General features: G+C 47.8%; 18 protein-coding genes. 7 read left to right on the forward strand and 11 right to left on the reverse strand.

Annotated elements, in window-relative coordinates; genetic code table 11:
• Positions 1-38: 38 nt before the first annotated feature.
• Positions 39-1,679, reverse strand: coding sequence for a pyruvate dehydrogenase complex dihydrolipoamide acetyltransferase (locus tag LL912_RS09685; protein WP_235553373.1), 1,641 nt, complete (start codon positions 1,677-1,679; stop codon positions 39-41).
• A 187-nt stretch (positions 1,680-1,866) separates the two neighbouring features.
• Here LL912_RS09685 and LL912_RS09690 point away from each other — a divergent pair, with 187 nt between their 5' ends.
• Positions 1,867-2,523: a hypothetical protein gene (locus LL912_RS09690; protein ID WP_235553374.1), complete on the forward strand. Its 657-nt coding sequence runs from the start codon at positions 1,867-1,869 to the stop codon at positions 2,521-2,523.
• Between the two features lie 58 nt (positions 2,524-2,581).
• Here LL912_RS09690 and LL912_RS09695 read toward each other — a convergent pair whose 3' ends face one another.
• From LL912_RS09695 to LL912_RS09715, 5 genes are all read right to left on the reverse strand, one after another.
• Positions 2,582-2,890, reverse strand: a complete 309-nt coding sequence (locus LL912_RS09695) for a rhodanese-like domain-containing protein (protein WP_235553375.1) — start codon at positions 2,888-2,890, stop codon at positions 2,582-2,584.
• A gap of 28 nt (positions 2,891-2,918) precedes the next feature.
• Positions 2,919-3,728: a PASTA domain-containing protein gene (locus LL912_RS09700; RefSeq protein WP_235553376.1), complete on the reverse strand. Its 810-nt coding sequence runs from the start codon at positions 3,726-3,728 to the stop codon at positions 2,919-2,921.
• 122 nt (positions 3,729-3,850) lie between these two features.
• Complete coding sequence (locus LL912_RS09705; protein ID WP_235553377.1) at positions 3,851-4,834, reverse strand: D-alanine--D-alanine ligase; 984 nt, start codon at positions 4,832-4,834, stop codon at positions 3,851-3,853.
• A gap of 58 nt (positions 4,835-4,892) precedes the next feature.
• Positions 4,893-5,093 carry a 4Fe-4S dicluster domain-containing protein gene (locus LL912_RS09710; protein ID WP_235553378.1) on the reverse strand — a complete coding sequence of 67 codons (201 nt, stop codon included), beginning with the start codon at positions 5,091-5,093 and terminating at the stop codon, positions 4,893-4,895.
• 21 nt (positions 5,094-5,114) lie between these two features.
• The gene (locus LL912_RS09715; RefSeq protein WP_235553379.1) at positions 5,115-5,240 is read right to left on the reverse strand and encodes a 4Fe-4S binding protein; all 126 of its coding nucleotides are present in this window, start codon (positions 5,238-5,240) and stop codon (positions 5,115-5,117) included.
• A 70-nt stretch (positions 5,241-5,310) separates the two neighbouring features.
• Between LL912_RS09715 and LL912_RS09720 the strand changes: the two genes are divergently transcribed.
• The 6 genes from LL912_RS09720 (at position 5,311) to LL912_RS09735 (ending at position 9,189) form a co-directional block, all read left to right on the forward strand.
• Entirely contained in the window at positions 5,311-5,466 is a 156-nt protein-coding gene (locus tag LL912_RS09720) for a hypothetical protein (protein WP_235553380.1), read from the forward strand.
• A 27-nt stretch (positions 5,467-5,493) separates the two neighbouring features.
• Positions 5,494-5,628 (forward strand): hypothetical protein, encoded by a 135-nt coding sequence (locus LL912_RS25925; protein WP_255785643.1) that lies wholly within the window; start codon positions 5,494-5,496, stop codon positions 5,626-5,628.
• Positions 5,629-5,877: 249 nt separating this feature from the next.
• Entirely contained in the window at positions 5,878-6,009 is a 132-nt protein-coding gene (locus LL912_RS25930; protein ID WP_255785644.1) for a hypothetical protein, read from the forward strand.
• Entirely contained in the window at positions 6,002-6,388 is a 387-nt protein-coding gene (locus LL912_RS09725; protein WP_235553381.1) for a hypothetical protein, read from the forward strand. The genes LL912_RS25930 and LL912_RS09725 overlap by 8 nt, the downstream gene beginning before the upstream one ends.
• Positions 6,389-6,484: 96 nt before the next feature.
• Positions 6,485-8,047, forward strand: coding sequence for a trypsin-like peptidase domain-containing protein (locus LL912_RS09730; protein WP_235553382.1), 1,563 nt, complete (start codon positions 6,485-6,487; stop codon positions 8,045-8,047).
• A gap of 275 nt (positions 8,048-8,322) precedes the next feature.
• A complete protein-coding gene (locus LL912_RS09735) occupies positions 8,323-9,189 on the forward strand; it encodes a universal stress protein (protein ID WP_235553383.1) in 867 nt (288 codons plus the stop codon).
• An 11-nt stretch (positions 9,190-9,200) separates the two neighbouring features.
• Here the strand turns inward: LL912_RS09735 and LL912_RS09740 are convergent, their stop codons facing one another.
• From LL912_RS09740 to LL912_RS09760, 5 genes are all read right to left on the reverse strand, one after another.
• Positions 9,201-9,851, reverse strand: coding sequence for an alpha/beta fold hydrolase (locus LL912_RS09740; protein ID WP_235553384.1), 651 nt, complete (start codon positions 9,849-9,851; stop codon positions 9,201-9,203).
• Positions 9,852-10,076: 225 nt separating this feature from the next.
• Complete coding sequence (locus LL912_RS09745) at positions 10,077-11,399, reverse strand: aspartate kinase (protein ID WP_235553385.1); 1,323 nt, start codon at positions 11,397-11,399, stop codon at positions 10,077-10,079.
• Between the two features lie 191 nt (positions 11,400-11,590).
• Entirely contained in the window at positions 11,591-12,670 is a 1,080-nt protein-coding gene (locus tag LL912_RS09750) for an Ldh family oxidoreductase (protein WP_235553386.1), read from the reverse strand.
• Between the two features lie 133 nt (positions 12,671-12,803).
• Positions 12,804-13,646 (reverse strand): hypothetical protein, encoded by an 843-nt coding sequence (locus LL912_RS09755; protein WP_235553387.1) that lies wholly within the window; start codon positions 13,644-13,646, stop codon positions 12,804-12,806.
• Positions 13,647-13,752: 106 nt separating this feature from the next.
• The gene (locus LL912_RS09760) at positions 13,753-14,175 is read right to left on the reverse strand and encodes a single-stranded DNA-binding protein (RefSeq protein WP_235553388.1); all 423 of its coding nucleotides are present in this window, start codon (positions 14,173-14,175) and stop codon (positions 13,753-13,755) included.
• Positions 14,176-14,243: the final 68 nt, after the last annotated feature.

Genomic DNA, 14,243 nt, shown 5'->3' on the forward strand with positions numbered 1-14,243 from the left:
GGTTGCAGCCCGTTCTGTTTATTTGACGATCCTTTTGCTTATACCAGCATCCGGAGCGGTTCTTCCAGCAACTGCTTCAGGGTTTGAAGGAAGGCGGCGCCGGTAGCACCGTCCACCACCCGGTGATCGCAGGTAAGAGTCACTTTCATAATATTGCCAATCCCGATCTGTCCGTTTTTCACAACAGGCACTTCATTGATCGCGCCTATAGCCAGGATACAAGAGGCCGGAGGATTGATGATCGCTGTAAATTCTTCTATTCCAAACATCCCCAGGTTAGAGATCGTAAAGGTATTTCCTTCCCAGTCTGAGGGTTGCAGTTTTTTATTCTTTGCTCTTTGAGCAAAATCTTTCACTTCACCTGCAATCTGAGATAACGATTTGGTGTCAGCGAAACGCACGACTGGAACCAACAGACCATCTTCCACAGCTACTGCTACCCCAATGCTTACATGATGGTTTACACGGATGGATTCTCCCATCCAGCTGCTGTTGATGGCAGGATGCTTTTTCAATGCCAGGGCACAGGCTTTCAGTACCATGTCGTTAAACGAGATTTTGTTGGTGGAAACCTCATTCATCTGGGCACGGCTGGCTACAGCCTTATCCATATTGATTTCCATAGTGAGGTAAAACTCCGGAGCGGAGAATTTCACTTCAGAAAGCCGGCGGCTGATGGTTTTACGCATCTGCGAAACCGGAACGTCTTCGAAGCTTTCCTGTCCGGCGGGAGCTGCCGCCGCTGCAGGAGCAGTTGCGGGCGATGAGGCCTTGCTTTGTGCCGCCGCCGGTTGATAGTTATCAATATCGGATTTAATGATCCTTCCATTATCGCCGCTTCCTTTTACCTGGCTCAGGTCAACACCTTTTTCGGCTGCCAGTTTTTTTGCCAGCGGCGATGCTTTTATACGCCCGTCACCGGAAGCAACCGGAACTGCAGCGGCTTCAGGGGCCGGTGCTGCGGCCTGTGCCTCAGGGCCAGCACTTGCCGTTTCGGTCGCCGCAGGCGCCGCGCCGCCACCTTTTACAGCAGCAACGATCGCATTTACATCTACTTTACCGGCGTCCCCGATGATGCACAGCAGGTCGTTCACCTGGATCTTCTCCCCTTTAGCCGCTCCCTGGTAAAGCAATGTTCCGTTCTTATAGCTTTCCAGTTCCATAGTGGCCTTATCGGTTTCGATCTCCGCCAGCAAATCACCTTTTTTAACCGGATCTCCGATATTTTTTGCCCAGCTGGCGATCACGCCTTCGGTCATGGTATCGCTCAAACGGGGCATCAGCACCACTTCTTCCATTTTTGATACATCCAGGGCCGGGGTTGCCGCAGCCTGTGATTCTTTCGGGGTTTCGTTGGGCGCCTCAGCAGCCGGGGCCGTATTTTTTGCAGCAGGAGCGGCATTACCACCATTTCCTCCAAGCAGGCCGGAAATATCTTCACCAGCCTCGCCTACTATTGCCAACAGGTCATCTACCTGTAATTTACTTCCTTTGGGGCCACCTAAGTGGAGGATCACTCCATCTTTATAGCTTTCCAGCTCCATAGTGGCTTTATCTGTTTCAATCTCCGCCAGCAAATCGCCTTTTTTTACGGGATCTCCTACTTTTTTATGCCAATCTGCGATAACTCCTTCAGTCATGGTATCACTCAATCGGGGCATTAATATCTTCTCGGCCATTACCTATTTTATTTTCGCCGAAATTAAGATAAAATGATGAATTTGCAGGAAAAGATCCCCAGCTTTTAATGGAAGTGCAGAGGGGTAAAGCAGGAACACTACACCGCTCTGTCGGACACTCAGCCAAGATTCTATTTTTTCATACGCAACCATTTCCTTAATTTGGCTCGTCTGTACAATGCATTGAATGGAAATGAAAAAAACAGCTTTAACAGTATTGACGGGAATCTTGTTAAGTACCGCAATTTGGGGGCAGAAAAAACTGACTGAGGCTACGATTTATTACGATATTGTGATCAATACGAACAGCAGTAAACCCGGTAAGGCAGATATGATGGATGGAGCGACCAGCGTTACTTACCTGAAGGGAAATGCCGGCCGGTCGGATATGATCAGTTCGCTGGGCACGCAGTCCGTTATTTTTGACGGCAAAACCGGCAGCGCTACCATTTTAACCAGTTACGGGGAGCAAAAGTTTATGAAACAGCTAACCCCGGACGACTGGAAGGATCATAACAAAAAGTACGAGAACATCACCTACACTATTGAAAACGAGTTCAAAACCATCGCTAATTATAATTGTCAGAAGGCTGTTGGCAAATTGAGCGACGGCACCACATTTACCGTTTATTTTACTAAGGACCTGATTCCGGTAAATACAGCATTCCTGTATATGAATAAAAATCTGCCCGGCCTGGTAATGGAGTATGAAGCTACTGACGGTAAAACAAAAGTGACCAATACCGTTTCGAGTATTGATTTCGGAGCCGTGCCCATGTCCAAATTCGATCTCCCGGAATCCGGGTACCGGTTGATCCCCTACAATGATAAAAGCAAAAAGTGATCCTATAAAAAAAGTGCCTCCTGGCACTTTTTAGTTTTATCAGTAACGAAACAATGCTTTATTGTCCGAACGCATCCTGCCAGGCCAGCACGCCGCCTTCTACATTCACGGTATTCTTAAAACCCATTGAGTCCAGCAAGATGCAGGCCGCGGCACTCCGTTTTCCGCTACGGCAGTGAATGATCACCTCCTCTTCTTTTAAAGATTCCAGTTCATCCAACTCCATGTTTTGAATGTTTCCCAGCGGAATCAGTTTTCCGCCAATATTATATTCTTCGTATTCTGCCGGTTCTCTTACATCGATCAGGTTGATTTTTTCACCATTGTCGAGTCTTTTTTTAAGCTCCTGAACAGTAATCGTATTCATATTTCTGTATTTTAAAGTGATCAAACGATTATTCCGGTGTTCCGGGTGTGTCTTTTTGCAGCGAGTCGCCCTTATTACCACCGCCGGTAGAGTCTACCACCGGGCGTTCTACGCTCAGCCATATATCCACGATCTGTCCCGGCCGTATCGATTGCGCATTGCCATCTACATCAAAGCGCTCCGGATTCTGCCGGTATATAAATGCAGCCGCAGTATCCGTTATCCCCCCGGAGGTAATCACAGATCCAACCCCGATCCCTTTGCCATCCAGCAGCGCTTTTGCGTCCGCATAAGTAAGCCCTACCAGGTTGGGCACCAGGAAGGAGGCCCCCAGCCCGCTGCCGATCACCAGGTCAACCCTTGACCCCTGTCTTATTTTGGCCCCCGGCTGGATGGCCACACCGTTATAAAGCTGTTGCAACACGGTATTTTTTGCAAAATCAGGTTTAAAAGTAGTATCGCCCAGTTTCAGCCCCATATTATTCAGGGTAAATTCAGCGCTTCTCAGGCTATAACCAACAATATTGGGCATTTCTACTAACGGAGGTTCCGCCCGGTTAATGGTGAGGTATACGGTTCTATTGGACTTCACTACCTCATATTCATCGGGCACCTGGCGCACGATCTGCAATGGCTTTAAGGTATCATTAAAGATGCTGTCCTGTACCACCAGTTCAAAGCCCGCATCAGCCAGTATTTTTTCCGCCTGGGCAAGGGTTTTGCCCAGCAACGGGGGAACGGTTTTAGCATCATTGTGATGGGTAAGCCATCCCAGTGAAAGAATTACGATTGAAAAACCGCCAGCGCCAGAACAATCCCCGCCAGTATGTTTATCCAAAGTGGTCTTCTTGTTATAAAACGAAACATGTGTTGATTATTCTCGGTAAATATAGGATAATTCGGCTATCGGCTTTGAAATTTGAAAATGTGGGATGACTGAGAAACCGAATCATCCAGACTTTAAAAACACTCCTCCACCAGAAGACTGTAAAAATCGGTAAGACTTCCCCCCGCAGCGGCCACCTGCTGCGGTACGATGCTGGCCGCGCTTTGACCGGGAATGGTATTTACCTCCAGCATATAGGGCCGGGCTTCTGCTTCATTATAGATAAAATCGATCCGGACCACTCCCCGGCAGTTAAAGACCTCGTATACTTTCCTCGCAGCAGCCCGTACTTTTTCGGCAATCGCTTCATCGACTAATGCCGGAGTCACCTCGGTAGATTTACCTTCATACTTGGCTTCAAAATCGAAAAATGACTGGCCGTCATGCGCCTTTACTTCCGTCAGCGGAAGTACATGGATAGCGCCGTTTGCCTTATAAACGCCTACGGTAAATTCCCGCCCCGAGATCATTTGCTCTATCAGCACCTGGCTGTCTTCCCTGAACGCTTTTGCAACAGCGGCTTCCAGTTCAGCAGCCTCCTGTACTTTACTCATCCCGATACTGGATCCCCCGTTATTGGGTTTTACAAACACCGGCAGCTTTAGCTGTTCCAGTATCGTGGCAGCCGGTACCGGTGTATGGGCAAACAGGTGCATGGAATTGGCCACACCAATTCCCGCCATTTTGGCCACCGCTACGGCATACCGCTTATTAAAGGTAATGGCAGAGCTGGCGGCATCACAGCCTGTATAAGGAATGCCCAGCATATCAAAGTACCCCTGGAGTTTCCCGTCTTCTCCGGGCGTTCCATGCATTCCGATCAGTACGGCGTCGAACCGGATCTTTTGATCATTCTCCACAATGGAAAAATCATCTTTTGCAACGGCAGATTTTTGTCCGGCCTGATCTGTATAAAACCATCCTTCCGGATTAATGTCTATCACATACACCTCGTACTTTTCACGGTCAAGGTGCTTTTCAATCGTAGCGGCGCTTTTATAGGAAATCACCGACTCCCCGGAAAGCCCTCCTGTTACCAACGCGATCGTTTTCTTCATATTATCCGTTAAAGAACAGGATACGCCAAACGCTCCTGCTGTATCATTCTTTTGGAGATTATAAATGTAATTTTTCTTTTTTAGCCAGTAACTCTTCTACCGTTTCCTGGTACATTTCATCGGGAACACAGCAGTCTACCGGGCAAACCGAGGCGCACTGCGGCTCTTCATGAAACCCCTGGCACTCGGTACATTTATCCGGAACAATATAGTAGGTATCGTCGCTGATGGGTGCATTTTTAAAGTGCGCATCCACCACATTCCCATTAACAGTTTAAATTCACCTGTAACTGTATTTTCCATCAGAGATGGTCCATTCCACCCCGCCCTCATAAATAGCATTGTTCGGACACTCCGGTTCACAGGCTCCACAATTAATGCACTCTTCTGTTATTTTTATAGCCATATTCGAATAATTATAATTTGAATGAACGTATGCTGTAACGCTTTATTTTGTACAAAATTAATCATTGAAGATGACATTATTGCAACGCATCCGTTTATTAACCAAATTGGGTGTTTATATGCAGGAGGACAGCGACGAATGGCAGGCGGTAAAAGAACGGGCCTTCCGCAACAACGGCTGGTTTTTACCGGAGTTTATTGACGGGCGGTACAAAATATTACAGTAGCTTTTTTACAGGAGCCGGTATTAAAAAATGGACAAACAGCTATCCGAAGCTGGAACAGATCAGCACACTCCCAGGCTTGTAGGTTTGGTAATGGCCGGTAATATCCCCCTGGTAGGCTTTCATGATCTTTTGTGTGTGTTTATTGCCGACACAAATGCCTGATCAAGGCCTCCTCAAAAGAAAATTCTTATTCAGCACCTGGTGGCAAAAATGATTGCTGGGAGCCGGAACTGACTTCATGGATCCGGTTCGAACCTTGCTAAAGGCTGCGACGCCTATATTGCCACAGGGAGTGATAATACAGCCGGCTATTTTGATTATTACTTTGCAAAATACCCGCACCTCATCCGTCGTAACCGCACTTCTGCAGCGGTACTTACAGGCAGGGAAACACCGGAAGAACTGAATGCATTGGCAGACGATGTATTTCTTTACTTCGGCATGGGATGCCGGAACGTAACCAAGATCTATGTGCCCGAGCAATACGACTTTGAGCCACTGCTGCAGGTGTTTAAAATACGATTACCTGGCGGAAGTGCATAAGTACAAGAACAACTACGATTATAACCTTGCCCTGCACTTGCTTAACAAGCGTTTTTATATGAGCACGCCGGCATTGTTGCTGGTAGAAGACGCCGGATTGTTTTCTCCCGTAAGCCAGCTCAACTATGCGTTTTACAGCAATAAGTCCAACCTGGTTGGGGAGCTTGTCAATAATCCATCTGTTCAATGCATCGTTGGCCACGATTGTATGCCCTTCGGACAGGCCCAGTGCCCGGCCATTAACCAGTATGCAGATGGTGAAGACACGCTTGCATTCCTGCTTTTCTTTGAACGGATGATCAACGGCAACGCAGTTGCCGGCAACAGTGCGTGCCCGGGGAATTTTCAAAGTACGAAGACTTTAGTAAAAGTTTGTTAAACTGACTGACAGAACTTCCGAATATGCGGCACAGTTTGTTACTTTGTACCTGCAAGGCATAATTTTTGAAAACGAAATTTTTAAATGAATCGTAAAATGAAATTGAAACAAATTCTTTTGGTGATTGTGGTAAGTATGCTCTCTGCCTTTGCAGGCGTTTTTCTTTATGGAAAATTTGCACGCAATGGCGCCAGCACTACCGGGTTACCGGTAGATGGAAAATTGCCGGCCAACTATGCCAGTTTCTTTGACAATAAAGGCAATGCGGCGGAACCTACGGATTTTACAAAAGCAGCGGAATCAGCGATTCCTGCTGTGGTGCATATCAAAACAAAGATCCCCGCAAAAAAGCTCGATAATAACCTGCCTAACAGAGGCCGAACGGGGGATCCTTTTGAAGACTTTTTTGGCGACATGTTTGGCCTGGGCCCGCAGATTCGCCCGGAACAACGCGCATCCGGCAGTGGTGTAATCATCAGCCAGGACGGCTATATTGTTACCAATAACCACGTGGTTTCTGATGGCGCTGATGGAGTGGCCTCGGAAATAAAAGTAACCCTGAACGAAGGGCGCAAGACCTATACCGCAAAAGTGGTTGGACGCGACCCCAGCAGCGATATCGCTGTTTTAAAAGTTGAGGCAAATAACCTTCCATATATGATCTATGGTAACGTAGATGACGTAAAACTGGGGCAATGGGTGCTGGCAGTAGGTTATCCATTTAACCTGGAAGCAACGGTTACTGCCGGTATCATTAGTGCCAAAGGGCGCAGCATCGGTATTAACGGACAACAAAGCATGTCGCCTGTTGAATCATTTATACAAACAGATGCGGCGGTAAACCAGGGCAACAGTGGTGGTGCGCTGATCAATACCAACGGGCAGCTGGTAGGTATTAACTCTGCCATACTGGCACCAAGCGGTACTTATGCTGGCTATTCCTTTGCGATTCCCGTAAATATTGTAAAAAAAGTGGTAAATGACATCATCAAATATGGCGATGTAAAGCGTGGCTACTTAGGCATCAGCTATTTTGATGAGCAAAAGACCCCGGGTGAAAATGAGCGCCGTCTGAAACAGGCCGGCCTGCAAGGCGGAGATGGAGTGTATGTACTAGAGGCTCCCGATGGCGGCGGTGCGTCCAAAGCCGGTGTCAAAAAAGGCGACATCATCACCAAGGTGAATGGTACGCCGGTTGCTTCGGGCCTGCAAATGTCGGGAATCATTGCCAGTGCACAACCGGGAGATAAGGTAAGGCTCACCTACCTGAGGGGTGGAAAAGAAGCGAATGCTGATGTAACGCTTTCCGACAAGCCGAGTGTGAGCAAGCTGACCAGTGCCGATCAGATTGCCGACCAGTTGGGTGTGGAACTGGCAAATGTAGAGGCAAAACGCGCTGAGCAATTGCGCATCAATGGTGGGGGTGTTGAGATTAAAAACATCCGTCCCAATGGATTGCTGAGCAAGAGCAGAATCGACAAAGGCTTTATCATCACTGCGGCTAACGGTCAGCGGGTAAAATCAATTGAAGAACTGGCAAAGGTCCTGAGCAGCAGCCGGAGCAGCAAAGTGGAACTGGAAGGTATCTATCCCGGCTACAGCGGACTGTATTCTTACCAGATCAATCTGGACGGGGATGATGACTCCGGTGCGTTCTAGCAAATATTCTTATATATCCCCAAAAAAAGCGGCGGTCTTAATAGCAGAGACCGCCGCTTTTTTTGAAACAGTCGTTCCGGAACTGCTGGGTTCAGCACTTCTTTACAAAACAGTTATGTCATTCCTCCGAATCCGCATCTCCTTTCCCAGGCGGCCTTTTTTTTGTATATTTATGCTGCACAACCCGCCATCTCAACCGGCTGTCCTTTTACCTTGTTTGCGAGCGAATATTAAAAGCGCAGACAGTACCGGTAGTGGCTTCTAAAAACAAGCACATGAAAAAGATCCTGGCGCTTACCGATTTTTCAAAAAACGCAGCACATGCTATTGAGTATGCATTAAGCCTGGCACCGCTTTGGCAAACAGAAGTCCTAACCCTGTTGCATGTATATGAAGCACCTGTTATTTTTCAGCCAGACCCCTCCGGCGGCATGAGTCCAGACGGCGCGCCAGGCTTGGTTAACTATGCCCTGATCGCCGAGCAATCCGAAGCACTTGCAGCAAATAGCCGACAGCAAATCAACGCATTTAGGGAGCAGCTTTCGACCCGCTACTCCTCTATTTCCATCACTGCAGAAGTGGTGGAAGGGCTACTGGGCGATGTGGTAAACGAGCGGCTCCAATCGACTGGTTCAGACCTGGTGGTAATGGGGATCGGAGAAAAATCAGGACTCGAGAAGGTACTCATCGGCAGCAATGCCATCAAAGCCATCGAAGGCATTGATGGCCCATTGCTGATCGTACCAGAACAGGCGACAGATAACGTTCCGAAAAAGATAGCGCTGGCATCTGATCTTGAAATACTAAGCGATACCAATATCCGGCAGCTGGAACAGTTTGTAATGCGCTTACCGGCAAATGAGCTGCAGGTCATTAATGTGAATATGAATCCTGCCGACCCTGTGAACCAGGAAAGGGTCAGCGCCATTAAAGCACAATTGCATCGATTGAATGTGGTAACGCATCTTCAGCAAGCTTCAAACGTGGAAGCCGGGCTGGAGGAGTTTGTTATCCAACATCAGATTTCCCTGCTGGTATTTCTTCATCACGAACGCAGTTTTTTGGGACAGTTGTTTCATAAAAGTATCGGTAAACAAATCGCCTGGCATACCAGGATACCCATACTGCGGTTGAAAGGATAAACATTTGCTGGTTAAGACGGCAATACCCGGTTGATAATGGCACTGATCTCCGGGGCACGGTTCCAAACCATCATATGTGTGCCCTCTTTGATGACATAATCCGGTGTAATATACTTTATGGGGAAGATCCGATCGCGGTCACCGTGAATGTGGACAACATTTTTAAAGCCATTGGTGTTTCTCCAGTTGAGGATCTTATCAAACGACCAGTTTACATAACTAAGCTTTGCTGTTTTCCGATAGGTATTTGCAAATTCCTGTTCTTCGGGCGTATAAGCGCCCAGTCTCCGGTTAGCAATCCGGTATGCCGCCTCGCTTTGCTGGATCTTTCTTACGGGAAAGATCCGGTTCAACCGAAGCGCCCCTGCAAGCCGCATTTCCAGCGGCATTTCAGCTCGTTGCTTGATACTGGAAATCAGGATCACCTGTTTAATATTCCGGAAGCCGGCAATTTCCAGCGCCACCATTCCTCCAAATGAAATTCCCATCAAAATGGCATCTTCATCCTTAATGCCTGCTGCCATACGCCGCGCATAAGCATTGAATGACTCCTTCGGATCAGGATCAAGCCAGTTTAGAAAGCATAGCTCAGCCTTATCAATAACCAGGTTACTATAGATGCGCTCGTCTACCCCAAATCCCGGTATGCAGTAAAGGTTCACTTTTAAGTACTAAGTCCTAAATTCTAAAATTTCAAGATATAAACAGCGCGCGTTCCTGTCCCTTTAATAAATCATAAAATATAAAGACTAAGCTTTAATGACCAAACGCTAAATACTAAACACTAAAACCGAAGTCCAAAAACCACAGGCACCAGAAAGTATCTCCCATTCACAATTCACTTCTCACTATCCATCCCCAACAACTCACCGCTCACAATCCCCCTGCTAATCCAGCCCAAACATTCCCTTATTCAGTTGCTTCAGCAGGTGCACTTTTTCGTCGGCGCTTACCAGCAACGATATATTATGCGGACTTCCTCCATAGGATACCATGCGAATGGGTACATTGCGGATGGAACCGAACAGTTTCTTGATGATCTCTTCCGTTTCGCTGATACGGTACCCTACCACGGAAACAATAGTTTGATCGGTGTCGACCGTTACGGTTCCCAGCACCTCCAGTTCTTTTATGATTTGTTCCAGGTGATCTGCATTGTCGATGGTCAAAGACACCGCCACTTCCGATGTCGTGATCATATCGATAGAGGTTTTGTATTTTTCAAACACCTCAAATACTTTCCGAAGGAATCCATACGCCAGCAACATGCGGCTGCTTTTTATGCGAATGGCATAAATATGGTCTTTGGCAGCCACGGCCTTCACGCCGGTGCCGGAAGCCTCCTGCGTAATTAGCGTTCCTTTAGCCTCTGGCTCCATGGTATTGAGCAGCTTTACCGGTATCTTATATTGCTGGGCCGGCCATATCGATGCCGGGTGCAGGATCTTTGCTCCAAAATAGGCCAGCTCGGCAGCTTCTTCAAAACTAAGCTGTTCCACCGGACGGGTAGTACCTACAACCCTTGGATCGTTGTTATGCATACCGTCTATATCGGTCCATATTTCGCAAACGGAAGCGCTGATCGCTGCCGCAATCAGAGACGCAGAATAATCACTGCCTCCACGCTTAAGGTTATCTACCTCCCCTCTTGCATTGCGGCAAATATATCCCTGTGTAACCAGTATTTTTTTATCTGCATGCTGGGCCAGCAGCTGTGTTAATTTGATGCGGATGCTACCGATCTGCGGCTCCTCATTTTCATCGATGCTCATAAACTCCAGCGCCGGGAGCAGGGCATAAGATTCACCTTGTTCTTCCAGATAGGTAGCGAATATTTTAGTGGACAGCAGTTCACCCTGGGCAAGAATGTCCTTGCTCAGCGCCTCGGAAAAGGAGATCTTCAAAATAATATTTAAGAATTCGAAATGTTCATCTACAATGGCCTGTGCCTTTGCCAGGGCTGTTTCTTTCGTAAAAAGTTCTTTAAGGAATGTATTGTAATGTTCCTGCAGATTGTTGATCGATTGCTGTGCCGAATGACGGTCGCCGCGCGCAATGGCGTTTCCGATTTCTACCAGGGCATTTGTAGTACCGGAAAGAGCGGAAAGTACCACAACAGCGGTTTCCTCTTCTTTCTGCAAAAGCGAAGCAATATGTTTCATCCGTTCTGGTTTACCAACACTGGTACCTCCAAATTTCATTACCTTCATGACTCTTCTTATTTATTTCTTTTTACTATTTAGTTTATTGTCTGCAATCGGTTGCCGGCCTCTCCGCTCTAATGGACTACGGCAGTTCTTTCATTACGCATCCGGGCCAACCCTGTTTGTGCTTACATGCTGCAGCCGGGTTCAGCCCGGCCGCGAATTTCGCAAAAATTTGCCAGTAAACAGCATCCTTTTTAAAATAGCACTCCCAGCTTCGCTCCCAGTGTTTTCAAATCCTCTGCCACAGCCGGCAGCAACGGAATACCGTTACGCCTTCTTTCGGCTTCCATTTCCCGTTCCGGATCTCCCGGTACCAGCACCCGTTCCTGCCCGGGTATAGGAGCGGCCTTGCGAAACCCTCCGATCCAGTCGTCCATATCCCGTTTGTAATCCCCCACTGTACGAAATGCATCCACACGCAGGGCACCGAAGAAATGGCCGATCCCTTTTCCGGGCTGGCGTTCAGGCATGGCTACATAGGCTGGAAAAGGCGGAACCCAGGGCGCATAATTGGCGCCGCTCAATAGGGCTGAAAAAATATCCACCACGGCTCCCAATGCATAGCCCTTATGACTGCCATGTTCCCGGTCGCCGCCCAGTGGTAACAAGGCGCCGCCTTTTTTAAGAATATTGGCATCGGTGCTACTATTTCCTTCGGCATCCTGCACCCATCCGCGGGGAGCTGCTTCATTTTTACGCTGCAATATTTCGAGCTTCCCATTTGCGGCAGTGGTTGTGGCGAGGTCTGCTACAAAGGCCGGTTCGCTACCGGCAGGAGCTGCTACACAAATGGGATTGGTGCCTAACATTTTTGACGTGGAAAAGGTAGGCGCCACCAGCGGACTGGCATTGGTCATGGAAATACCGATCATATCATGCGCTAATGCCTTCATGGCGTGCGCAGCCGCAATACCATAATGGTTGCTGTGCTGCACGCTTACCCAGCCGGTACCTACCTGCCGGGCTTTTTCAATTGCCAGCTGCATGGCAAAGGGCGCTACTACAAGCCCTAATCCACCGTCACCATCCACGACCGCAGTTGACGGTGTTTCATGAATGATCTTTATCTGAGGGGTTGCATTGACGCGCTTCGCCTCCCAAAGCCGCACATAACCCGCCAGCCGGGCCACACCGTGTGAATCGACGCCCCGCAGGTCTGCGGAAAGCAATACTTCCGCCGCAGTAACCGCATCGGTTTGCGGGCAGCCTATCTTTCTAAAAATCTGAATGGTAAAATCAAGTAACTGCTGATACGCATAATTTATTTCCTGCATACGCACAAAATAACAATAAAGGCTTAAATTATTTTATAAATGTTTCCGAGCGTACCCTTTACGCCTGGTATGGCGTAAGACTGCATAGCGTGCATCATAGATGGACCAAGGAATTGATGAATACAACCCTGTTTTATTTTTTAACGCCTGCATCGTGAACATCTTTCCCCACATTTAACTCAATAACCTCAGCCAGATTTTTCATAAACCCGGCATAGGCCAGCATATAATTTTTTTCATTGGGATACGGACGGGTATTCAAATACTCCTTCAGCAGGGAATATGCTGTTTCTGCATCTCCGGCATTATAAAATAAAGCAGCAAAAGCAGACGACGGATCAAAAGCTTTTAAACCGATGCCGCCATTGTAATAAGAAAAAGGCAGGTGGAACTTGCGGGTATCGAAGTAATCACTGCTGGAATTACTAAGCGCCTGAAGGTATACTCCGTCATACCGCAGCAGGCTGGCAACCCGCGCTGCTACCTGCGTCCTTGTTTCAGGCCCCTGTGGCGGTTGCCGCCATTGGTTCAGCGATGCATGTCCAAGATCCACACCTTCATACTGGTCTGCATTTACCCGGTAACAGGCCAGTAAGGCATCGGTATGCTTTTTCTTATAGTCGACCCTCACTGAAAGCGTAAGAATGCTGTCAGATAAACCAACGATCTCCCATACCAGATCTTCTTCCTGCATGCCGATCATATCGGGCGGTAACAATTTCCAGGTTCGTTTTTGCTGCCGGCCCAGACTATCTTCCAGGAACAGCTGATGCGGCAAAATGGTAAGCGCTGTCAGTTCAAAACGATTCTTTAGCCGGGTAAGCGTATCCAGCAAGGGCTCCAGCTGCTTTTCGGAAGCTTCCTTAGTGCCTACTTTATAGATCAGCCAGCTTCCCTGTATTTTTTTTTCAATCTGGTTTGGAGAAAGCGCTTTAATATCGCCCGGTGCCGTAACTACCGGCCCGCATCGGGTCATCAAACATAAAAATAAAAAAAAGAAAATCAGGCGCATTGGTTTTGGCTTTTGACAGGTTTCAAAAAAGCCCCAGTATATGGGGCTTTTTTTCAGATAATGCTACATTTTAAAACGGAAGATCATCGGCGGTATCATCATTGCCGGTCCCGGATGGTGCTGTACCGGTCGTTCCGGCATTATAGCCGCCCCCCGCAACAGGCACCCCGCCTTCTCCGCGTCCGCCCAGTAATTGCACCTCTCTTACCCTCAATGATAAAACGGCGCCATTGGTTCCATCGGTACGGGTAAAACTTCTTACCTCGGGTGTACCTTCCGCATACACCTGTTTTCCTTTTGTCAGGTATTGTGATATTGCAGTACGGTCTGTCCACCAGGCACAATCCACCCAGGTTGTTTTTTCCTGGTTATTGCCCTGAGCATCCCGGAAACGTTCCGTATGCGCTACCGTAAAATTGATAACGCTTTTCCCGTTCACATTATTTACCACACAATCCCGGCCCAGGTTCCCAATGATCTGCATCTTTAACATAGTGCTCAAATTTTGATTTATAAAAAATAATTTAGCAAGATAATGTTTTCGGGCAGAATCACCTAAAA

Source organism: Niabella agricola (assembly GCF_021538615.1).
GTDB classification, from domain to species: domain Bacteria; phylum Bacteroidota; class Bacteroidia; order Chitinophagales; family Chitinophagaceae; genus Niabella; species Niabella agricola.